Source organism: Pasteurella testudinis DSM 23072 (genome assembly GCF_900176075.1).
Lineage (GTDB): Bacteria > Pseudomonadota > Gammaproteobacteria > Enterobacterales > Pasteurellaceae > Chelonobacter > Chelonobacter testudinis.
Genome location: NZ_FWWV01000067.1, coordinates 21,462 through 43,253, shown reverse-complemented (window position 1 = coordinate 43,253; position 21,792 = coordinate 21,462). Strand labels below are relative to the sequence as shown.

General features: G+C 44.7%; 25 protein-coding genes. 18 read left to right on the top strand and 7 right to left on the bottom strand.

Features of this window, described 5'->3' with window-relative positions:
• Positions 1–50: 50 nt before the first annotated feature.
• The 17 genes from trmJ (at position 51) to B8880_RS12935 (ending at position 15,096) form a co-directional block, all read left to right on the top strand.
• Positions 51–785, top strand: coding sequence for a tRNA (cytosine(32)/uridine(32)-2'-O)-methyltransferase TrmJ (gene trmJ, locus B8880_RS13015; RefSeq protein ID WP_084258003.1), 735 nt, complete (start codon positions 51–53; stop codon positions 783–785).
• 124 nt (positions 786–909) lie between these two features.
• Positions 910–1,386, top strand: coding sequence for a Fe-S cluster assembly transcriptional regulator IscR (iscR, locus tag B8880_RS13010; protein ID WP_084258002.1), 477 nt, complete (start codon positions 910–912; stop codon positions 1,384–1,386).
• Between the two features lie 40 nt (positions 1,387–1,426).
• A complete protein-coding gene (locus tag B8880_RS13005; protein WP_084258001.1) occupies positions 1,427–2,641 on the top strand; it encodes an IscS subfamily cysteine desulfurase in 1,215 nt (404 codons plus the stop codon).
• A 21-nt stretch (positions 2,642–2,662) separates the two neighbouring features.
• On the top strand, positions 2,663–3,046 hold the full coding sequence (gene iscU, locus B8880_RS13000) for a Fe-S cluster assembly scaffold IscU (RefSeq protein WP_084258000.1): 384 nt from the start codon (positions 2,663–2,665) through the stop codon (positions 3,044–3,046).
• 78 nt (positions 3,047–3,124) lie between these two features.
• The gene (gene iscA / locus B8880_RS12995) at positions 3,125–3,448 is read left to right on the top strand and encodes an iron-sulfur cluster assembly protein IscA (RefSeq protein WP_084257999.1); all 324 of its coding nucleotides are present in this window, start codon (positions 3,125–3,127) and stop codon (positions 3,446–3,448) included.
• Positions 3,449–3,475: 27 nt separating this feature from the next.
• A complete protein-coding gene (hscB, locus tag B8880_RS12990; protein ID WP_084257998.1) occupies positions 3,476–3,991 on the top strand; it encodes a Fe-S protein assembly co-chaperone HscB in 516 nt (171 codons plus the stop codon).
• A gap of 96 nt (positions 3,992–4,087) precedes the next feature.
• The gene (hscA, locus tag B8880_RS12985; protein WP_084257997.1) at positions 4,088–5,941 is read left to right on the top strand and encodes a Fe-S protein assembly chaperone HscA; all 1,854 of its coding nucleotides are present in this window, start codon (positions 4,088–4,090) and stop codon (positions 5,939–5,941) included.
• Positions 5,942–5,971: 30 nt separating this feature from the next.
• Positions 5,972–6,310, top strand: a complete 339-nt coding sequence (fdx, locus tag B8880_RS12980) for an ISC system 2Fe-2S type ferredoxin (protein WP_084257996.1) — start codon at positions 5,972–5,974, stop codon at positions 6,308–6,310.
• Positions 6,311–6,360: 50 nt separating this feature from the next.
• Positions 6,361–6,558 carry a Fe-S cluster assembly protein IscX gene (gene iscX, locus B8880_RS12975; protein WP_084257995.1) on the top strand — a complete coding sequence of 66 codons (198 nt, stop codon included), beginning with the start codon at positions 6,361–6,363 and terminating at the stop codon, positions 6,556–6,558.
• A gap of 315 nt (positions 6,559–6,873) precedes the next feature.
• The gene (locus tag B8880_RS12970) at positions 6,874–7,893 is read left to right on the top strand and encodes a TRAP transporter substrate-binding protein (protein WP_084257994.1); all 1,020 of its coding nucleotides are present in this window, start codon (positions 6,874–6,876) and stop codon (positions 7,891–7,893) included.
• A 23-nt stretch (positions 7,894–7,916) separates the two neighbouring features.
• Positions 7,917–8,426 carry a TRAP transporter small permease gene (locus B8880_RS12965; RefSeq protein ID WP_084257993.1) on the top strand — a complete coding sequence of 170 codons (510 nt, stop codon included), beginning with the start codon at positions 7,917–7,919 and terminating at the stop codon, positions 8,424–8,426.
• Between the two features lie 14 nt (positions 8,427–8,440).
• Positions 8,441–9,721, top strand: a complete 1,281-nt coding sequence (locus B8880_RS12960; RefSeq protein ID WP_084257992.1) for a TRAP transporter large permease — start codon at positions 8,441–8,443, stop codon at positions 9,719–9,721.
• 11 nt (positions 9,722–9,732) lie between these two features.
• Positions 9,733–10,752, top strand: coding sequence for a zinc-binding alcohol dehydrogenase family protein (locus B8880_RS12955; protein ID WP_084257991.1), 1,020 nt, complete (start codon positions 9,733–9,735; stop codon positions 10,750–10,752).
• A gap of 10 nt (positions 10,753–10,762) precedes the next feature.
• Positions 10,763–11,836, top strand: coding sequence for a mannonate dehydratase (gene uxuA, locus B8880_RS12950; RefSeq protein WP_084257990.1), 1,074 nt, complete (start codon positions 10,763–10,765; stop codon positions 11,834–11,836).
• A complete protein-coding gene (locus B8880_RS12945) occupies positions 11,836–13,446 on the top strand; it encodes a mannitol dehydrogenase family protein (protein ID WP_084257989.1) in 1,611 nt (536 codons plus the stop codon). Before uxuA ends, B8880_RS12945 begins: the two co-directional genes overlap by 1 nt.
• A gap of 8 nt (positions 13,447–13,454) precedes the next feature.
• Positions 13,455–14,147 (top strand): GntR family transcriptional regulator, encoded by a 693-nt coding sequence (locus B8880_RS12940; protein ID WP_084257988.1) that lies wholly within the window; start codon positions 13,455–13,457, stop codon positions 14,145–14,147.
• Between the two features lie 7 nt (positions 14,148–14,154).
• Positions 14,155–15,096, top strand: a complete 942-nt coding sequence (locus tag B8880_RS12935) for a sugar kinase (protein ID WP_084258051.1) — start codon at positions 14,155–14,157, stop codon at positions 15,094–15,096.
• Positions 15,097–15,274: 178 nt separating this feature from the next.
• Here B8880_RS12935 and B8880_RS12930 read toward each other — a convergent pair whose 3' ends face one another.
• Positions 15,275–16,318: a Gfo/Idh/MocA family oxidoreductase gene (locus tag B8880_RS12930; protein ID WP_084257987.1), complete on the bottom strand. Its 1,044-nt coding sequence runs from the start codon at positions 16,316–16,318 to the stop codon at positions 15,275–15,277.
• A gap of 11 nt (positions 16,319–16,329) precedes the next feature.
• Complete coding sequence (locus tag B8880_RS12925; protein WP_084257986.1) at positions 16,330–17,727, bottom strand: MATE family efflux transporter; 1,398 nt, start codon at positions 17,725–17,727, stop codon at positions 16,330–16,332.
• A 76-nt stretch (positions 17,728–17,803) separates the two neighbouring features.
• Between B8880_RS12925 and B8880_RS12920 the strand changes: the two genes are divergently transcribed.
• Complete coding sequence (locus tag B8880_RS12920) at positions 17,804–18,421, top strand: riboflavin synthase subunit alpha (RefSeq protein ID WP_084257985.1); 618 nt, start codon at positions 17,804–17,806, stop codon at positions 18,419–18,421.
• Positions 18,422–18,495: 74 nt separating this feature from the next.
• On the opposite strand, the gene nth is transcribed toward B8880_RS12920, so the two are convergent.
• The 5 genes from nth to B8880_RS14500 form a co-directional block, all read right to left on the bottom strand.
• On the bottom strand, positions 18,496–19,131 hold the full coding sequence (nth, locus tag B8880_RS12915) for an endonuclease III (protein WP_084257984.1): 636 nt from the start codon (positions 19,129–19,131) through the stop codon (positions 18,496–18,498).
• Positions 19,128–19,859 (bottom strand): electron transport complex subunit E, encoded by a 732-nt coding sequence (locus B8880_RS12910; RefSeq protein WP_084257983.1) that lies wholly within the window; start codon positions 19,857–19,859, stop codon positions 19,128–19,130. Before B8880_RS12910 ends, nth begins: the two co-directional genes overlap by 4 nt.
• A 10-nt stretch (positions 19,860–19,869) precedes the next feature.
• Positions 19,870–20,490, bottom strand: coding sequence for an electron transport complex subunit RsxG (gene rsxG / locus B8880_RS12905; protein ID WP_084257982.1), 621 nt, complete (start codon positions 20,488–20,490; stop codon positions 19,870–19,872).
• A 9-nt stretch (positions 20,491–20,499) separates the two neighbouring features.
• Positions 20,500–21,600 (bottom strand): electron transport complex subunit RsxD, encoded by a 1,101-nt coding sequence (rsxD, locus tag B8880_RS12900; RefSeq protein WP_084257981.1) that lies wholly within the window; start codon positions 21,598–21,600, stop codon positions 20,500–20,502.
• Positions 21,601–21,608: 8 nt separating this feature from the next.
• Positions 21,609–21,792 (bottom strand): hypothetical protein (locus B8880_RS14500; RefSeq protein WP_159460760.1); only part of this gene is annotated, 184 nt, incomplete at its 5' end.

Sequence of the window (21,792 nt, the reverse complement as noted above, 5' to 3'; positions counted from 1 at the left end):
TTATCAAAATCAGGTTTTTTTATCGTTATAAGCAAAGAAAAAGGAAAAATATGTTAAAAAATATCCGAATCGTGCTGGTTGAAACCTCGCACAGCGGCAATATCGGCTCGGCGGCGCGGGCGATGAAAACGATGGGGTTGTCGTCGTTGTGTTTGGTGGCGCCGAAAGTGCTGCCGGACGAGCAGGCGTTGGCATTGGCGGCAGGGGCGGATGATGTGGTGCAAAGTGCGGTGGTGGTGCCGGATTTCGCGCATGCGATTGCCGATTGTTCATTGGTGATCGGCACCAGCGCACGCAGTCGGCATTTAACGATTCCGCAGCTGGATCCGCGCGGCTGTGGCGAACGGGCCGTGCAATATGCCGAACATCATGAAAAGGTGGCGATTGTGTTCGGGCGCGAGCGGGTCGGTTTGACTAATGACGAATTGTTAAAGTGCGGTTTTCATTTGAATATTCCGGCCAATACCGACTATTCTTCGCTGAATTTGGCGATGGCGGTGCAACTGGTCAGCTATGAAGTGCGCATGGCGATGTTGGCGCGGCAAAACGCGGGGGCAATTACGCCGCCGACCGCACTTTCAACACCGAGTTCGGAAAAACCGGCGCAGCAGGAGTTGGAGTATTTTTTCACGCAAACCGAACAGCTTTACCGTGAGCTGGACTTTATTCAAAATAACGGTGTGATGCCGAAACTGCGCAGTCTGTATGCGCGTGCCGAGCTGCGCAAAAACGAACTGAATATTTTGCAGGGTATGCTAAGTGCGGTACGCAAAAAGTGCGGTTAACGCCGGTAAGTTGTCGCTTGTTGCTACGATAGATAAAAACATACAAAAATAGTCGGGTTTAAAGTTGACTAAAATAGTCTGGTATGAAAGAATCTCACTATCAGATTATCGTTGAGGAACAAAGATGAAATTGACATCAAAAGGGCGGTATGCCGTGACGGCAATGCTGGATATTGCGCTCCATTCGCAACGTGGTGAGATTGAGATGCCGATTACCTTAGCTGAAATTTCAGATCGTCAACAAATTTCGCTTTCCTATCTAGAACAGTTATTTGCCAAATTACGCCGTTACGGCTTGGTCAAGAGCGTGCGTGGACCGGGCGGCGGTTATCTTTTAGGCATGCCGATTGAGAAAATTGCTATCGGCATGATTATTGCGGCGGTGAATGAAAATATCACTGCGACCAAGTGTAAAGGAAAAGGCAATTGCCAAGGCGGCATCACTTGTTTGACACACTCATTGTGGGAGCAGTTGAGTGAGGAGATCGAGGAGTTTCTGAACGGTATCACCATTGCGGATTTAGTGAATAAACAGACGCAACGCAGCGCCCTTAAAAAACATTTGGAACAACAACCCTTTCAAGTCGTCAACCGCACTTAAATGAAGTGCGGTTGATATTGTTAATTTTTCAGGAGTGAAAATGAAATTACCAATTTATTTGGATTATGCGGCAACTTGTCCGGTGGACGAACGAGTAGCCAAAAAAATGATGGAATTTATGACCTATGAGGGCATTTTCGGCAATCCGGCTTCGCGTTCACACCGTTTCGGCTGGCAGGCGGAAGAGGCGGTGGATATTGCGCGTAACCAGATTGCGGACTTGATCGGTGCGGATTCCAGAGAAATCGTGTTTACTTCCGGCGCAACAGAGTCTGATAACTTGGCGATTAAAGGCGTGGCGCATTTTTACCAAACCAAAGGCAAGCATATCATCACTTGTAAAACCGAACATAAAGCGGTGTTGGATACCTGCCGTCAGTTGGAGCGCGAAGGCTTTGAAGTCACTTATCTGGAGCCGGAAGCGGACGGATTGGTGGATTTGGCGAAACTGGAAGCGGCAATGCGTGACGATACGATTTTGGTGTCAATCATGCACGTCAATAATGAAATCGGTGTGATTCAAGATATCGAGAAAATCGGCGAATTGTGTCGTGCCAAGAAAGTGCTGTTCCACACTGACGCGACGCAAAGCGTCGGCAAGGTCGAGATTGATTTAAGCAAATTGAAAGTGGATTTAATGTCGTTTTCCGGTCACAAACTATACGGGCCGAAAGGGATCGGCGGCTTATATGTGCGGCGTAAACCACGCGTGCGCATCGAAGCAATGGTGCACGGCGGCGGTCATGAGCGCGGTATGCGTTCCGGCACTTTGCCGGTGCATCAAATTGTCGGTATGGGCGAAGCCTACCGTATCTGTAAAGAGGAAATGGCGACTGAAATTCCACGCATCAAAGCCCTGCGCGACCGTTTATACAACGGTTTGAAAGACATCGAAGAAGTGCACGTCAACGGTTCGTTGGAACAACGTGTTGCCGGCAATCTGAACATCAGCTTCAACTATGTGGAAGGCGAATCGTTAATGATGGCATTGAGCGATATTGCGGTGTCTTCCGGTTCGGCTTGTACCTCAGCCAGCCTTGAGCCGTCGTATGTCTTGCGTGCCTTGGGCTTGAACGATGAATTGGCGCACAGCTCAATCCGTTTCTCAATCGGACGCTACACCACCGAAGAAGAAGTGGATTACACTATCGAATTAGTGAAAAAAGCAGTAAGCAAACTGCGTGAACTATCGCCGTTATGGGATATGTTTAAAGAAGGGATTGATTTGAACACAGTGCAGTGGACTGCCCACTAATCGGTTAACAGGAGAAATAACATGGCATACAGCGAAAAAGTAATCGATCATTATGAGAACCCGCGTAACGTGGGGTCATTTGATAAAAAAGAGCAAAACGTCGGCAGCGGCATGGTGGGCGCACCGGCATGCGGCGACGTAATGCAGTTACAAATCAAAGTCGATGATAACGGCATTATCGAAGACGCGCGTTTCAAAACCTACGGCTGCGGCTCGGCGATCGCCTCTAGTTCCCTGATTACCGAATGGGTGAAAGGCAAATCTTTAGACGAAGCCGGCTCGATCAAAAACAGCCAAATTGCAGAAGAGCTGGAATTGCCGCCGGTGAAAGTTCACTGCTCGATTCTGGCGGAAGACGCGATCAAAGCGGCGATTGCCGATTATAAAAGCAAAAATAATAAATAAAAATTAACCCTGTTTCGCCAAGCGGAACAGGGGCTTTCTCTATTTGTCAGCATATGGTTTTATATTAAGGAATTCATCATGGGTGTCAGTTTAACTGAAAGTGCGGCCAACCGTGTGCGTACTTTTCTTGAAAACCGCGGTAAAGGACTGGGTTTGCGTTTGGGCGTGAAAACGTCGGGCTGCTCCGGACTTGCGTATGTATTGGAATTTGTCGATGAAATGAATGAAGACGATCAAGTGTTTGAACAGCACGGCGTTAAAGTGATTATCGACAGCAAAAGTTTGGTCTATCTGCAAGGAACCCAACTGGATTTTGTCAAAGAAGGTTTGAACGAAGGCTTTAAATTTGATAATCCGAACAAAAAAGACGAATGCGGTTGCGGTGAAAGTTTCACGGTATAAAGTGCGGTTTACGCAATAGGACAAATCATGCAAAACCCTTTTGAACTTTTTAATTTGGCAGTCGCATTTCATCTTGATACCGCACTTTTATCACAACGCTATCTTGAGCTGCAAAAACAGTATCATCCGGATAATGCGGCGACCGCAGCGCAACCGCAGCAGCTTGCGGCTGTACAAAAAGCCGCCGAAATTAACGATGCCTACCAAATTTTAAAAAGCCCGTGCCGTCGGGCGGAAGCGATCTTAGCGTTGAATTGGCAGCAGTCGCTCAATCTCGAAGAAACGGTGCGCGATACTGAATTTTTGATGCAGCAGCTGTTGTTGCGCGAAGATTTGGAAGCGGCTGCCTGTGCTTGCAACGAGGCTGATATTGCCGCCTTGCGAACTAAAGCGGAAGGATTGCAAACGCAGCAGCTGCAAGCGATTGAAGACGCTATCCGACAAAAAGATTGGCGCAGCTTGAAACAGCAAATTGATCGTCTGAAATTTGTTGAAAAATTATTGCAGGAAGTGGATCATATCGAAGATCGGCTATACGGTTAACGCTTCTCTCCCTCGAAAATGCTGATAGGCAGAATATACCCGACTGCTTATCGGTTTTTTTACTTTAAAACGAATTGACTTAAACGGAATTACTGAATGGCATTACTACAAATTGCCGAACCCGGACAAACGGCTGCACCGCACCAACACCGTTTGGCGGTCGGGATTGATTTAGGCACGACCAACTCGCTGCTGGCGACGGTGCGTAACGGCAGCAGTGAAATTTTAACCGACGTGGACGGCAGTGCATTGATTCCTTCCGTCGTCAATTATTCGGCGGCGCCATTGGTGGGCAATCAGGCGTTGGCAAGAGCGGCTAGCGAGCCGCAGCAAACAATTGTATCGGTGAAACGTTTGATCGGGCGCAGTCTTGCCGATGTGCAGCAACGCTACCCTAATCTGCCTTACCGTTTTCATGCCAGCGAAAACGGCTTGCCGTTAATCGAAACCGCACAGGGCAGTTTTAGTCCGGTGCAAATTTCGGCGGATATCCTGAAAAAATTGAACCATCTGGCGGAAGCCCGTTTGGGCGGAGAGCTTTCCGGTGCGGTGATCACCGTACCGGCTTATTTTGATGACGCACAACGGCAGTCCACCAAAGACGCGGCGCGTTTAGCCGGTCTACAAGTATTACGCTTGCTGAACGAACCGACTGCCGCAGCGATTGCTTACGGCTTAGATTCCGGACAAGAGGGCGTGATCGCGGTTTATGACTTGGGCGGCGGCACATTCGATATTTCGATTTTGCGCCTGTCGAAAGGGGTATTCGAAGTGCTGGCGACCGGCGGCGATACCGCACTTGGCGGCGATGATTTTGATCACCTGCTGGCAGAATGGATTGAACGCCAGTCGGGGATTGTTGCCGTCGATAGCATTGAACGCCGTCAACTATTGGAAAGTGCAATTGCAGCTAAAGTACAATTAAGCGCGCAAAGTGCGGTCTCAATCGAGTTCAAACAGTGGCAGGGGGAAATTTCGCGCGAACAGTTTGACCAACTGATTCAGCCGTTAGTGAAACGTTCTTTAATCGCATGCCGTCGGGCGTTGAAAGATGCCGGAGTTACTCAAGACGAAGTGTTGCAAGTGGTGATGGTCGGCGGCTCTACCCGTGTGCCTTTGATTCGTGAGCAAGTCGGCGAATTCTTTGGCAAAACGCCGCTCACTTCGATTGATCCGGATAAAGTGGTGGCTTTGGGAGCGGCAATCCAAGCGGATATTTTGGTCGGCAACAAATCCGATTCTGATATGCTGTTGCTTGATGTGACGCCTTTATCACTCGGAATTGAAACCATGGGCGGTTTGGTGGAGAAAATCATTCCGCGCAACACCACCATTCCGGCTGCCAGAGCGCAGGAATTTACCACCTTTAAAGACGGACAAACCGCCATGACGGTGCATGTGCTGCAAGGGGAACGGGAAATGGTGGCAGACTGCCGCTCGTTGGCACGTTTTACCTTGCGCGGTATTCCGCCGATGGTTGCCGGCGCCGCACATATTCGGGTCACTTATCAGGTGGATGCCGATGGTTTACTGAGTGTGACCGCAATGGAAAAATCCAGCAAAGTGCAGGCTTCGATTCAGGTCAAACCGTCATACGGTTTAAGCGATAATGAAATTCGCGACATGATCCATGCCTCGATTGAAAATGCTGAACAGGATATGCAGGCGCGTCGCTTGGCTGAACAGCAAGTGGAAGCCAAACGCGTGATTGAAGGTGTGGAAGACGCGATCAAACTGGATAGCGAGCTGTTATCCGCCGATGAATTAAACCGTATTCGCACGCAGATTACAGCGTTGCGCTCACTGATTGACGGACAGGAAAGCGAGCCGATCAAACAGGGAATTAAACAGCTTGATGTGGTGACCCGTGATTTTGCCGCCCGCCGTATGGATAAATCGGTGCGCAGCGTGTTGCAAGGGCACAGTATCAGTGAAATTGAAAATAGTTAAGCGATTAAGCAACAAATAAAAGGACAAAAAATGCCAAAGTTAATTTTTCTTCCCCACGAAAGTTTATGTCCGGAGGGAATGGTTGTCGAAGTGGCGCGTGGCGAAAGTATTTTAGATGCCGCACTGAATGCCGGTATTGAAATTGAACACGCCTGCGAAAAATCCTGCGCCTGCACCACTTGTCATGTGGTGGTACGCGAAGGGTTTGATTCGTTAAACGAAAGCAGCGATTTAGAAGAAGACATGCTGGACAAAGCCTGGGGCTTGGAAATGGAAAGCCGCTTAAGCTGCCAAGCGGTGGTGGGCGACGAAGATTTGGTGATCGACATTCCGCGCTACACCATCAACCACGCGCGCGAAGAGCATTAATCGCCGCTAAAGCACCCAGATAAAGGCTCTCAGATAAAAAGGAGATCAAGATGAAATGGCAGGATTCACAGGAGATTGCTTGGGCGTTATACGATCTCTATCCGGAGATCGACCCAAAAAGCGTACGCTTCACCGATATGCACGCCTGGATCTGCAATCTGGCAGACTTTGATGACGATCCGCAAAAATCCAATGAAAAAATCCTCGAAGCAATTTTGTTGCATTGGCTGGATGAGTTCCAGGATTAGGTTATAAGAAAAAAGTGCGGTGGTAAATTTAGAAGCTAGTTCCAATCCGGAGGTTCTTTCAAAAATAGTGCTGTTTATCGGATTAACAGGGATTTAATTTGCGTACTACCGCATTCCGTTCACTGGAACATACTTACTTTTTGAGTATGTTGTCGGATTAAAATTACCGTTCTATAAATAAACTTTAGTTTTGTGATCGTATTCACGGTTTTCATATCCATTTTTTGTTAGTCTTCTTTTCAAGAAAACATGAGGTTTTTCTTTTGTTTTAACTTGTATACTAGTATTTATTTAAATTATGAATTGAGGGCTATTATGAAAAAAAGATTATTTTTCAAAATGTTATTAGTAAGTGCGGTCGTGTTTTCTATAACTGCCTGTGATGATTCTGATCAACGTTCACAATCAGATCAAGTGACTAGAGTTGTTAAAATTTCTTCCGTTGTAGCCGCGACACACCCTTCCACTATTGCATTAAAAGAGGTCTTTAAACCTATAATTGAAAGTAAAACGAATGGCCGTTATCAAATTGATGTTTATGATTCAGGGCAATTAGGTGATGAAAAACAATCTTTTGATTACACGCGTCAAGGTATCATTGATATGTCGGTACTTGGCACGGTGATGTGGTCTGAAGTACCTAAAATGTCTGTTCCTGATTTTCCTTTCCTATTTAAAGATGTTGCTCACGCCAGAAAAATTTATCAAGGTGAAGTTGGCAAAGATATTGCCGATAGCTTTGAATCTTCCCAACCGATTAAATTCTTAGCTTGGCTGCCAAACGGTGCCCGTGTATTTTCGTCTAGCAAATCATTATCTAATCCTGATCAATTCAAAGGTCAAAAAATGCGTATGCCGAATAACCCGATTCATGTGAAAGTGGCGGAGTTATTGGGAGCCAATGTAGCGATTATGGGATTAGGTGAAGTATTTACCGCACTTGAACAAGGTGTTGTTGATGGTCAAGATAATCCGATGTCCACATTTGTTCAACAAGGTTTTTATTCCGTAAATAAAAATATTTATGAAACTAACCATATGATTTCATCACTTGAACTTCTTTCTAATGCGAAATTTTGGAAAGGGCTAAGTGATGATGATAAAGCTATTTTCTTAGAGGCAGCAAAAGCGGCATCCGATAAAAGTTGGGATTTATACCAAGAAAGTATTGATGCGGACAAAAAATTCTTGGCTGAAAAAGGCGTTGTTGTTGTAACTCCGACGGATACAGATAAAACCCAACTCGTCGAAAAAATGCAGCCGTTGTATGATGATTTGTATGAAAAATATGACTGGGCGGAAGCATTGGTTGAACGTATTCGAAATACAAATTAATTAGTCAATATAAGGGATAGAGTATGAAAGCTCTAATTGAAAAATTATTTTACGGTATTTCATTACTACTTGGGTTAATGCTAGTAGTGATGATTGCCCTAGTGTTTCTTAATGTGATATTACGATTTTTCTTTAATTCGGGATTGGTTTGGTCTGAAGAAGTATCAAGATATGTTTTTGTATATGTTATCTATCTCGGTGCAATTGTTGCGATGAAAGAGAATTCGCATTTAGGGGTAGATACATTAATTAAAAATGTACCGGAAAAAGTGAAGTTGGTTTTGTTTGTGCTGGGTAGGCTAATCATTATTACGGTTATGGCTATCTTGGTAAAAGGCACATATGCCATGGTAATCCAATCGATGACAGCAAAAGCAGCGGCTACCGGACTACCGCTATCATTTGTGTATGGTATCGGTTTGCTCACAGGCTCGGCAATTATTTTAATCGGTTTTTTACATATCGTAGATGTAATTAGAAATCCGAAGGATATTCATCGTGTCGTATTGATGAGTGAATCAGATTCAGATTAGGCAGCAGGTGTAATATGACAATTATTATTTTCTTAGCAAGTTTAATCGGCGGTATTGTAATTGGTGTACCGATTGCATTCTCGCTATTATTTTCCGGCATTATGTTAATGCTGTATTTAGATGTATTTAATGCCCAAATTTTGTCACAAAACTTATTTAACGGCGCGGATAGTTTCTCAATGATGGCAATTCCATTCTTTGTAGTTGCGGGAGATTTAATGAATCGTGGCGGTTTAACTAACAAGATTGTAGATGCCGCAACAGCTATGGTTGGACACATTCGAGGTGGTTTAGGATATGTCGCTATTTTAGCTATTTTACTTTTTGCAAGTCTTGTTGGTTCTGCTGTGGCTTCAACGGCAGCATTAGGTGCGATTTTGATTCCAATGATGGTGCAATCCGGCTACAACCGTGATAGATCAACCGCACTTATTGCCGGAGGTAATATCCTATCACCAATTATGCCGCCTTCAGTACCGATGATTATTTTTGGTGTGACAGCTGGTGTGTCAGTTACCGATCTATTTATGGGAGGGATTGCTCCGGCTATTTATATCACTGCCATTTTGTGTGTTGTTTGGGCACTTGTTTCGCGTAAAGATTCCGCAGCACCTCTACCGCGTAAATCTTTCAGAGAAGTCGTCACGGCTGTGCGAAAAGCAATCTGGGCAATTTTTATGCCGGTTGGCATTTTACTGGGTTTACGCAGCGGCATGTTTACTCCAACGGAAGCCGGAGTAATGGCAGTAGTTTATTCTTTAATTATCGGTGTGTTTGTTTATCGTGAGTTAACTTTACAAGATATCAAAGAAAGTATGATTGCCTCAGCAAAAGCCAGCAGTGCCATTATGTTTTTGGCAGCTGCGGCAATGGTATCGTCCTGGTTAATGACTATCGGTAATATTCCTCGGATTGTGACGGATCTTTTACACCCGTTTATTGAGAGTCCTATTCTATTAATGTTGGTTATTACCGGCTTGGTTTTATTGGTGGGAACGTCAATGGATGTGGTTCCAACCATCTTGATTTTAACCCCCGTATTGATGCCGGCAGTCAAACAGGCGGGGATCAATCCGGTGTATTTTGGTGTTGTATTTATTATTACCTGTGTAATGGGGTTATTAACACCGCCGGTAGGCACGGTACTAAATGTAGCGGCCAGTACAGGACGAATTAATATGGAGAGAATTGTTAAAGCAGTTTGGCCTTTCTTACTTGCGATAATCATTACTTTATTGCTGCTGATTCTTTTTCCAAGTTTATTTATGCAACCATTAGAATTTTTTACTAAATAAGGATTAATAACATGAAAGCGATAACAGTAACGAAACCTTTTGAATTGAGTATTACAGATATTCCGCTACCTGAGGTCACCGACGATGATGATGTGGTAATTAAAGTACAATTTGGTGGAATTTGTGGATCGGATATCGGTATTTATACCGGAGGAAATTCACTTGCTAAATACCCAATTGTAATTGGCCATGAATTTGTCGGACGAGTAGAGAGAGTCGGGCAAGGGGTTAAACATGTGAAGGCCGGCGATTTTGTTGTAAGCGATATCGTGAATAGCTGTGGACATTGTTACGCCTGCCGGACGGGGTATCATAATGTTTGTAAAAATTTAAATGTAACCGGCGTGCATATTAATGGGGGTTTTGCACAATATGCAAAAACCAGAGCTGATAATGTTTATCTTGTAGATACCAATAAAATACCCGAAAAAACGGCATGTCTCATTGAACCCTATGCCGTTGGTGTAGAAATTAATACCCGTGCAAATGTTTCTGTCGGAGATAAAGTAGTGGTATTCGGTTCAGGACCGGCGGGATTAGCGGCTATGCAGGTCGCGATAGCTCGGGGCGCACAAGTATTGATTACAGATATTTTTGATGAGCGTTTGACATTGGCTAGAGAAATGGGCGCGACTAAAGTGATCAATGTGAAAGAGGTTGATTTGCATACTGCGGTCAACGAATTTACTGAAAATGAAGGGGCTCATGTTGTGATCGACGCAGTGTGTTCACCGCAAAGTATTTTGGATGCGCTAGATATTGTTGCTCCATCGGGACGTTTTGTGGTGCTTGGAACAGGTGCGACACCATCAGAAATTCCGCAAGTGGCATTTACTAAAAAAGGGATAAATGTATTTGGAACACGCTTAAATAATAAACGCTTTCCAGAAGTGATGAAACTATTTGAACAGAGGAAAGTGACGCCTGAAAAAATGATTACACACACTTATAAATTTGACGATATCGAAAAAGCGTTTGATGTGATTAAGAATGAAAAAAACAGAGTCTGTAAAGTGCTGTTAGAGTGGTAAGGAGTAAACGATGAAAACAACATTTAGATGGTATGGATTAGGCAACGATACAATCCCGTTAAGTTATATTAAACAAATTCCGAGTATGAGTGGGGTGGTATGGGCATTGCATGATATGGTAGCTGGCGAAGTGTGGCCGGAGGCTCGTATTGCCGAAGTGAAATCGCAGGTGGAACCTTACGGATTAAGTATTGATGTGGTAGAAAGTGTTAATATTCATGAATCGATTAAACTTGGAGCGCCTGAGCGTGAGCAATATATTGAAAATTATAAAACAACACTACGAAATTTAGGCAAATATGGCGTAAAAGTAGTTTGTTATAACTTCATGCCGGTATTTGACTGGATTCGTACCGATCTATTTAAAAAAACTGATGATGGTTCGACCGCACTTTTCTATGAAAATGCACGTATTGAAGGTATTGATCCAAAAATACTGGTAAAAGAATTTGAAAAAAATTCAAAAGATCTGACTTTACCAGGCTGGGAGCCGGAGCGTTTAAAACATTTGGATAATTTATTTGATTTATACAAAGGAATGACCGAAGACAAACTGCGAGAAAACTTAAAATATTTCTTAGAGCAGATTATCCCTGTGGCGGAAGACGTCGGTATCAAAATGGCTATTCATCCGGACGATCCGCCATTCTCGGTATTTGGTTTGCCGCGTATTGTAAAATGTCATGATGATTTACAAAAAATTGTTGATATGGTGGATAGCGAGTCTAACGGTATAACTTTATGTAGCGGTGCATTAGGTCCAAATCTGCAAAATGATATTCCGTCAATGATCCGTCAATTCCATAAACGTATTCCGTTTGCCCACATTCGTAATATTAAAGTATTTGAAAACGGCGATTTTTTGGAAACATCCCATTTAACCCGTGACGGTTCATTAGATATTGCCGAAATTATAAAAGCTTATCACGAGGTAGGCTTTAAAGGTTATTACCGACCAGATCACGGCCGTCATATTTGGGAAGAAAAATGCCGTCCAGGTTACGGTTTATATGATCGCGCCTTAGGTATTATGTATATTCAAGGTTTATGGGATATATGTGAGAAAATTAAGGGAGAAAAATAATGGAATTATCCTATAACGGGTTAGCCAACCGAACTGAGTGGGAAAATAAAGGTTATATTTTACCCGAATATAATATTGCGGATATTGTGGAGAATACGACTAAAAATCCAATTTGGTTACATTTGGGCGCCGGTAATATTTTTCGTGCTTTTTTAGCTAATTTACAGCAACGGTTGCTTAATCAGGGGGCAGCTGATAAAGGAATTATTGTTGCGGAAGGTTTTGACTATGAAATTATTGAAAAAGCTTATCGTCCTTTTGATAATTTATCGATTTTTGCGCGTTTAAAAAATGATCATACGGTAGATAAAATTGTAATCGGTAGTATCACCGAATCCTTAAGAATAGAGCCGGGCTTTGTTGATGACTTTGCCCGCTTAAAAGCAATTTTTACTGCTCCATCTTTACAAATGGTATCGCTCACCATTACAGAAAAAGGTTATCTGATTAAAAATCAAGCCGGTGAATATTTTGCCTCGGTACAGGCCGATTTCCAAAATGGTGTAGAGCAACCGCAAAGTTATATCGGTAAAATTGTCGCATTACTGTTTAATCGTTTCCAAAATGGCGCAGCGCCATTAGCCGTAGTAAGTATGGACAATATGTCTAAAAACGGTGAGAAATTAGAAAAGGTCATTTTAGAATTTGCCCGGCAATGGCTGCAAGCGGGTTTTGTTAGTGCTGATTTTATTGATTATCTCAATTCAGACAAAATCAGTTTTCCATGGTCAATGATTGATAAGATTACACCCCGGCCAGATGTTGAAGTACAACAAATGTTGCAATCGGATGGTATACAAAATTTAACGCCTGTAGTAACTTCAAAAAATACTTATGTGGCGCCTTTTGTTAATGCTGAAGAACTTGAGTATTTAGCGATTGAAGATAATTTTCCAAATGGCAGACCAACATTGGAGAAAGTAGGGGTTATTTTTACGGATCGAGCAACAGTCAATAAAATTGAAACCATGAAAGTAACAACCTGTTTGAATCCGATTCATACAGGCCTTGCTATTTTTGGTTGTCTGTTGGGCTACACATCGATTTTTGCAGAAATGCGCGATCCTGATCTATCGGCATTAGCGAAACGTATTGGCTATCAAGAAGGGCTACCGGTGGTAATTGATCCGAAAATTATTAATCCGAAACAGTTTATTGATGAAGTAATTAATATTCGCTTATCTAATGATTTTATTCCGGACACACCGCAACGTATTGCCAGTGACACATCACAAAAATTATCCATTCGTTTTGGTGAAACGATAAAATCTTATCTTCGTAACGGTAACGATAGGGATATTCAGACATTGACCGCGATTCCTCTGGTATTTGCCGGCTGGTTGCGTTATTTGATTGCGGTTGATGATAGGGGAAATGAGTTTGAAAATAGTCCGGATCCACTATTAAATGAGTTAAAAAGTAAAATTTCTTGTGTTAAATTAGGCGAAAGCGTATCTATCGAAATATTAAAACCAATTTTGTCTGACAAAAATATTTTTGGGATCGATCTGTATGAGGTCGGCTTAGCGGAGAAAGTGACGCAATATTTAAATGAAATGTTGTTGGATAAAGGTGCGGTAAGGGCAACCTTGCAAAAATATATTTATTGAGAAATTTTATGGCAGAACAAAAAGTACGAGAAAGTTCAAGGGAATTTGCATATCGAATCATTCGGGAAATGATTGTGAATATGGAATTGGCGCCGGGAAATAAGGTTAGTGAAACAGAACTTGCCGCACTGTTGGGATTAAGTCGAACGCCTATTCGAGAAGCGTTGATTGATTTGGAAAAAAGCGGAGCGGTGAAGGTAATTTCGCAAAAAGGTACGTTTATTTCCTTTATTGATCCTTTATTGATTGAAGAAGCACGCTTTTTGCGTTTGACTTTGGAAAAAGAAGTTTCCGCTTTACTATGTGAAGACGGTTATCAAAAATATCTTTATTTATTAGAGGATAATTTAAAGCTACAAGAGTTTTATCTCACTAATGAAAATTATGAAAAATTTCTTGAGCTTGATAATGAATTTCATCATTTGTTTTTTACGATTACGAATAAAAATAATATTTATGCATTAATGCGTGGGCTAAATATTCATTTTGACAGGGCAAGAATTTTCGTTTTTAAAAACAAACCAACATTAAAAACGATTGAAGATCATCGAAATATTCTCAATGCAATTAAAAATCAGGATAAAGTGCTCGTCAGAAAATTGATTGACCAACACTTGTATCAATATGTTTTAGATAAAGATCAATTTGAAAAAGAGTATAGTCACTATTTTAATCAAAGCGATCGGCAAATTAATGGGTAGCTATGGAATGAAAAAAATAGCCATTATCGGTGAATGCATGATTGAGCTGAATGGTGAACCGTTCGGTTTAATGCAGCAAACCTACGGAGGTGATACACTCAACACGGCGATTTATTTAGCGCGCGCTACACCGAAAAGTGCGGTAGAAATTCACTATATTTCTGTTATGGGCACGGATAAGCTCAGTCAGGGCATGGTGGCGGATTGGCAAGCGGAAGGTATTAATACGGATTGGGTTTTGAGGGATAAAACCCGTCAACCGGGTCTATATTTAATTCAACTGGACAGTTTGGGTGAGCGTACTTTCTTGTACTGGCGTAATCAATCTGCCGCTCGTTATTTATTGCAACATCATGATTATCCTCATATTTTATCGCAGCTAAAACATATGGATATGATTTATCTGAGTGGTATTTCCCTGGCAATTTTGCCGGATAGTGACCGCACTTTGCTGATTCAACAATTGACCGAGTTAGTAAAACTAGGCGTAAAGATTGCCTTTGACAGTAACTATCGTCCTGCGTTATGGGAATCTTTGCAAAAAACGCAAGAAATGTATACCGCACTTTTGCCGTTTGTGACGGTAGCACTTGTCACCTTTGATGATGAACAAGCCATTTGGCAAGATATAGATGAACAAGCTACAATTCAGCGCTTAAAACAATCAGGTGTAAGAACGGTGGTAGTAAAATCCGGTAAGCATGGCGCAATTTTCAATGATATTGATGGTGTTGAACAACAAGTACCAACTATTCCGGTTGATAATGTCGTTGATACCACATCCGCCGGTGATGCTTTTAATGCGGGATTTTTAAGCGGTTATTTACAAAATAAACCGTTGGAAATTTGCTGTCGGCAAGGCAACCAACTCGCCGGCGTGGTAATTCAGCATAAAGGGGCTATTATCAATAAATCTGCGACAATACATTTTATTAACCAATTTAATTAAGGAAAAATGTGTGATACAGATATATTTAGTCCTTGAAGTAATCGTATTTTTAATAAAGGACATTTTCAACTAAAAGCAATATCCGGCAACTGAATAAATCCACTGATGACATCGGGTCAGTGGATTTATTGCGGTGGTATGAATCTCTGCTTATACAAAAAGCCGAGCGCAGGATTTTTTATTCGATTTCAATCACTTTGCGTAATTCCGCACTTTCAAAACATTTTTCCAGCAATTTCATCACGTCCGTGGCCTGTTCAATGGTGACTATCAACGGGGTATTGCTGGTGATTGCCGCGTGGATATTGTCATAATAGGTGGCATAACTCATGGCGGGGGATTCGATTCTGCCGCGGAAGTGGCTACCGTTGAGCTCCGTGTTGAGTATGCCCCAGTCGGTTTCCACTTCGAGATTCCAGTTGCCACGCGGTTCGATACCTTGTGCCAGTCTGGCTTCCTGAACGTCCATGGTTTGTTTGATATACGAACCGAGACGGCCGTGCAGGGCAATATGGGGTGCTTTTTCGCGTACATATTTACTGGCGGTTAATTCCACCTTTAACTGAGGGTAATAGAGATAAATCTGAAAGTTATCATCGCTCAAGGCTTGCGGCTGTTGATAGCGGATGTCGGCAAACAGGGCTTGGGGCATTCCGAAGAGATCAACCGTATGATCCAGCAGATGGACGCCCAAATCGTAAACCAGTCCGATGCCTTTTTCACCGGTTTCTTTCCAGCGCTTCGGGTTTTTGTTGGGGCTGTAACGATCAAACCGCACTTGATAATCAACCACGTCACCGATCAAATTATGTTTAATAATGTTTTTGACCGCGTCAAAACCACTGTCCCAACGGCGGTTTTGGTAAGGCGAAAGGAGAATGCCATGCAAGGCAGCCAAGCGGCCTAATTCGGCGGCTTCATTGGCGGTCACACTCACCGGTTTTTCCACAATGACATGTTTGCCGGCTTCAATCGCTTGTTTTGCCAACGGATAGTGGGTCAGGTTGGGCGTGGTGATAACCACCAGATCAATATCGTCGCTGAGCAGGGCGGAAAAATCCCGCACCACTTCTACATCCGCTATTTTTTGCTTAGATTTTTCACTGCTGCGTTCAAACACTTTTTTAATCTTAAAACGCGGATCCACGGTTAAAAAAGGAACATGAAAGACCTGCGCCGACATGCCGAAACCGGCAATCCCTACATTGACTATTTTATCCATTTTATCCTCCGTTATTTAATGCGATCTAAATGTTGCAGCAATTCATTTGCCGGAATGCGTTGGATTTTACGCAAACGAAGCAGCAGGAAAATTGAAGCGAACAACAAACACAACACAAATCCGATCCAAAATCCCTCCGCCGCCAAAGCCGGCACAATCCAATCGGTGAGTCCGGTGATATAACCGACCGGCATGCCGATGACCCAGTAGCAGAGCAGAGAGATAATCAAAATGGCTTTGGTGTCTTTGTAAGCGCGTAATGCGCCGCCGGCGATCACTTGAATGCTGTCCGGAATTTGATAAGCGGCGGCAAACAGTAGCAGGAAAGAGGCCATCGCGATGACTTCTTGATCGGTAACAAAGATTTGTGCGATTTGCGTGCGGAACAGCAAGGTTAAAATTGCGGTGATGGTGGCAACGACAAGTCCCAGACCGAGCGCGGTGAAGCTGACCTGTTTTGCTCCGGCGACATTTTGCTCGCCCAAGCGCTGTCCGACTAAAATCGTGGTCGCCATCGAAATCGAAAGCGGTAACATAAAGATAAACGAACTGGTTTGCAGCGTGATTTGGTGGCTGGCGACAACATTTGCCCCTAACGGCGCAATTAATAACGACACAATGGTAAACAGCGTGACTTCGGCACACAAGGTCAAGGCGATTGGCACGCCCAAATTCAGTAACTTACGCTGCGTGTTCCAATCCGGCTTTTCAAACAGCTTCGGAAACAGCCGCAGATCGCGTTGATTCTTGGCGCGATAGCAATAGATTAAGATCATAAACATCATCAGCCAGTTGACAATCGCAGTGGCTATGCCACAGCCGACCGCGCCGTAAGCCGGTATGCCGAACTCTCCGTAGATAAAAATATAATTCAACGGAATATTCAGCAGCAAACCGATAAAGCCGATCACCATGGCGGGTTTGGTTTTTGCCAGCCCGTCATTCAGCCCGCGAAAGTTAATCATCAGCAAATAAGGTAGAATCCCAAATGCCATAGCTTGCAGGTATTGGCTGGAGATAGTTGCCAAACGGACTTCCATGCCCATAAAATCGACAATAAAATGGCTGTTATAAATCAGGATAAAGAGCGGTATGGTGATCATCAGCACAATCCAAATGCCTTGCCGCACTTGGTGGGCAATCCGCTTGCGCTGCCCAGAGCCATTGAGATAGGCAATTGTCGGCGGCAGCGCGAGCAGCAAGCCTTGGCCAAACAACACCAACGGAAACCAAATTGAGGCGCCGATGGAAATTGCTGCCATATCGGCAGCACTAACCCGTCCGGCCATAATGGCATCGATCATGCCCATCGAACTTTGTGCGATTTGCGCGATCAAAATCGGTATCGCAATTCGAATGAGCTGTTGCATTTCCAAGCGGTGTTGTTTGTCGCTGATAAAGGTTAACATAAATATATTTCTGCTTAATTGAAAGAAACGATCTATAATCGCTGTCGAGAAAAACGGATACGACAAGTGAGAGACTATGTTTACAGGTATTATACAGGGTAAAGCCCGAATTGAATCCATTGCGGCAAAAAAAGATTTTAAAACCCACATTATCAGAATGCCGGCGGACTTATTGGACGATCTGAAATTGGGGGCGTCGATTGCGCACAACGGTGTTTGCCTGACGGTGACTGAAATCAACGGTGATTTGTTGAGTTTTGATTTAATGCAAGAAACCCTTCGCATTACCAATCTGGGCGAATTACAGGTGGGCGACGAAGTCAATATCGAGCGGGCGATGAAAATGAACGATGAAATCGGCGGACACATGCTCTCCGGTCATGTTTACAGCATGGCGCTGATTGATGAGATTATCCAGAGTGAAAACAACTACCAAATTTGGTTCAGTCTGCTGCAACCGCACTTGCTTAAATATATTTTGACCAAAGGCTATATCGCGATTGACGGCATCAGTTTGACGATCGGCGCAGTGGAAAACGCCCGTTTTTGCGTGAATTTAATTCCGGAAACGCTGGAACGCACCATTATCGCGCAGAAAAAAACCGGCGATAAAGTCAATCTTGAAATCGACTCGCAAACCCAAGCGATTGTGGATACGGTCGAACGTTATTTAAGTGAAAAAGCGCAAAGTTGAGCGGATTTGTCGTCAAGAATAACGTTTTTGCGGTATAAGGTATAAAAAGTGCGGTCAAACCGCACTTTTTCGTATTAATATTCCGTCTTGTCTTTATATTCGCACAAATCTTCAATGATACATGCGCCGCAGCGCGGTTTACGGGCGACGCAGGTATAGCGGCCGTGTAGAATCAGCCAGTGGTGGACATCGACTTTGAATTCCGCCGGTACGACTTTCAGCAATTTCTCTTCCACTTTCACCACGTCTTTGCCCGGTGCAAAGTTGGTGCGGTTGGCGACCCGAAAAATATGGGTGTCGACGGCGATGGTCGGCCAGCCGAAAGCGGTATTCAGCACCACGTTGGCGGTTTTGCGTCCGACACCGGGCAACGCCTCCAGTGCTTCGCGCGATTCCGGTACTTCGCCGTGATGTTTATCCAGCAACAAACGGCAGGTTTTGATCACGTTTTCGGCTTTGCTGTTATATAACCCGATGGTTTTGATGTATTCTTTTAAGCCGTCCACGCCCAGATCCCAAATCGCTTGGGCGGTGTTCGCCACAGGAAACAGCTTGTCGGTGGCTTTGTTGACGCCTTTGTCGGTGGCTTGCGCCGAGAGAATCACCGCAATCAGCAATTCGAACGGCGAGCTGAAATTCAGTTCGGTGGTCGGTTCGGGATTGTTGTCGCGCAGACGGGTCAAAATTTCGATTCGTTTTTGTTGGTTCATACCGCACTTTTGCCTTTTTTGTTCTTTTTATCATCAATCAGATTTTTGACCGCCAACATAATGCCCAAGCCGATAAAGGCGCCGGGCGGTAAGATGGCCAATAAAAAACTGGTATCAATGTGCAAGATTTCAATTTTTAATGTTTTCGCCCACGCACCGAACAGCTGTTCCATACCGGCAAACAGCGTGCCGTTACCCAAAATTTCGCGCATAGCACCGAGCACGAACAGGCTACAGGTCATGCCCAATCCCATTGAGAAACCGTCAAACATTGACGGTAATACGCCGTTTTTAGATGCGAAGGCTTCGGCGCGCCCGATAACGATACAGTTGGTGACGATCAGCGGAATAAAAATCCCCAGCGCCAAATAGAGATCGTACACGAAGGCGTTCATCAGCAACTGCACGGCGGTGACGGTGGCGGCGATAATCATCACATAAATCGGAATGCGGATTTCATGCGGAATGGCGCGGCGGCAGAGGGAAACAATCGAATTGGTGCAGATCAGCACCAGCATGGTCGCCAAACCCAAACCTAGGGCGTGGGTTACGCTGTTTGACACCGCCAGCAGCGGACACAACCCAAGTAACTGTACCAGGGTGGAGTTGTTGTCCCACAATCCTTGTCGGAAAATCCCTTGCCAGTCGGTCGGTTTAATTGGCGGCTGTTGCGGAATTTCGGTGATTTCAATTTCGCCGATACGGCTATTTGTCGTTATTTCAGACATGCTCTCTTCCTCATTCGCAACGGCTAAATTGGCTTGGTGCGTGTTGTTTAAAATCGCCGATCACCGCAAGTGCGGTCTGTTTGACCGCATTGACCACCGCTCTTGGGGTGATGGTGGCGCCGGCAAATTGATCGAATTTACCGCCGTCTTTTTTTACCGCCCATTGGCTTTGGTTGTCAAGGGTGAACGGTTGTTGATCGAACGCATAGATCCAATCGCCTTTAGCGGTTTCGATTTTATCGCCCAAGCCCGGTGTTTCTTTATGTTCCAGCACGCGCACGCCCAACACCGTGCCGTCCACGCTGATACCGACCAAGATCTCGATCCGTCCCGAATAGCCTTGATTGGTAACGGCTTTGATCGCATAAGCGGTGGTTTCGCCGTGTTTTTGCGCGATATAAATGGTTTTCAACTGCGGATAACGCTGTGGATCGGGCAGCACGCAGGATTGCAACAGCGCATTGTCAAAATAGTCCGCCGGAATCACTTGCGTCAGCAGTTGCCGTTGTTGGTTTAACGCAACATTTTCAATCCGTTGCTGGGTCAGCAGAAACACACCGATCGAAAGTGCGGTGCAGAGCAGGGCGACAAATGCCAAAATAACGGCGGAGCGAAAAGTGGTTTTTAACATTGTTCGTTCCTATTTCTTTATGTGATTGTTTTTTATGCGATCGTTTTTCACTTGGTAGCCGTAAACGCGCGGTCGGGTGTAGTGGTCAATCAGCGGCACGCAGATGTTGGCGAGCAGAATCGCAAAGGCAACGCCGTCGGGATAATTGCCGTAGTAGCGGATAATATAGATTAAAAAGCCGACTAACGCACCAAATACCAGTTTGCCTTTCGGGGTGATCGAGGCGGTCACTGGATCAGTGGCGATAAAAAAGGCGCAGAACATGGTAGCGCCGCTGAACAGCTGCCACAACGGATTGAGCGAGCTTTGCGGCGCAAACAGCCAGTTTGCCGTCGCCAACAGCGTCAGGCTGAGTAAAAGTGCGGTCGGCGTTTGCCAGTGGATAATTTTTTTCCATAGCAGCAGCAATCCGCCGAGCAAAAACGCCAGATTAAGTTGCCACCAGCCGTTGCCGAAAAAAGCGAACCCAGAGCGACGGCTGAAAATCGGCGAACTGATGATATCGGCGAGGGTTTGTTGGTTATGCAAACCGCTCTTGACCGAATCCAAGGGCGTGGCTTGGCTGATGCCGTCAATCGTGCCGACCAGTTGCAGCAGCGAGTAGCCGTCGCTGCTGACACCGTTAAAAATCAGCGAAAGCGTGTCGTTCCAAGTCGGTGGCTCGTTGAGTAGGGCAATCGGCGGCATCCAGCTGGTCATTTGCAGCGGAAAGGAGATCAGCAAAACCACATAACCGACCATTGCCGGATTAAACGGATTTTGCCCCAAACCGCCGTAAACATGTTTGCCCAAAATCACTGCGCAAAATGTGCCGATTAAAATAATCCAATAGGGCGCGTAGGGCGGAATGGCGACGGCGAGGATCAAGGCGGTTAAAATCACGCTGAAATCCGCCACATAAAAAAAGATCGGTTTGCGGCGCAGGGCGGTGATGATCAGTTCCAACACATAGGCGAAGCCGACCGCCAAGAGGATTTGCAGCAGCACGCCCACGCCGAAATAGTAGTATTGCACCGCAACGGCAGGCAACATGGCGGCAATCACCCACAACATAAAACGGGCGGTCAGATTACTGGAGTGAGTATGGGGAGAACTGGCGATTTTAAACATATTTTTCCCTATGATGCCTCAGTGTTATGTTGTTGCGCCGCTTTTTTCGCTTTGGCACGGGCGATTGCCGCAGCAACCGCGGCTTTGCGCGGATCGGTAGTTTTGTCTGAATCGGCAGTGACCGCACTTTGCTCGTTTGGCGTCGCTTGCGCTGCGACTGTTTGGCTTTCTGCTGTTTGGTTTTCTACGGCT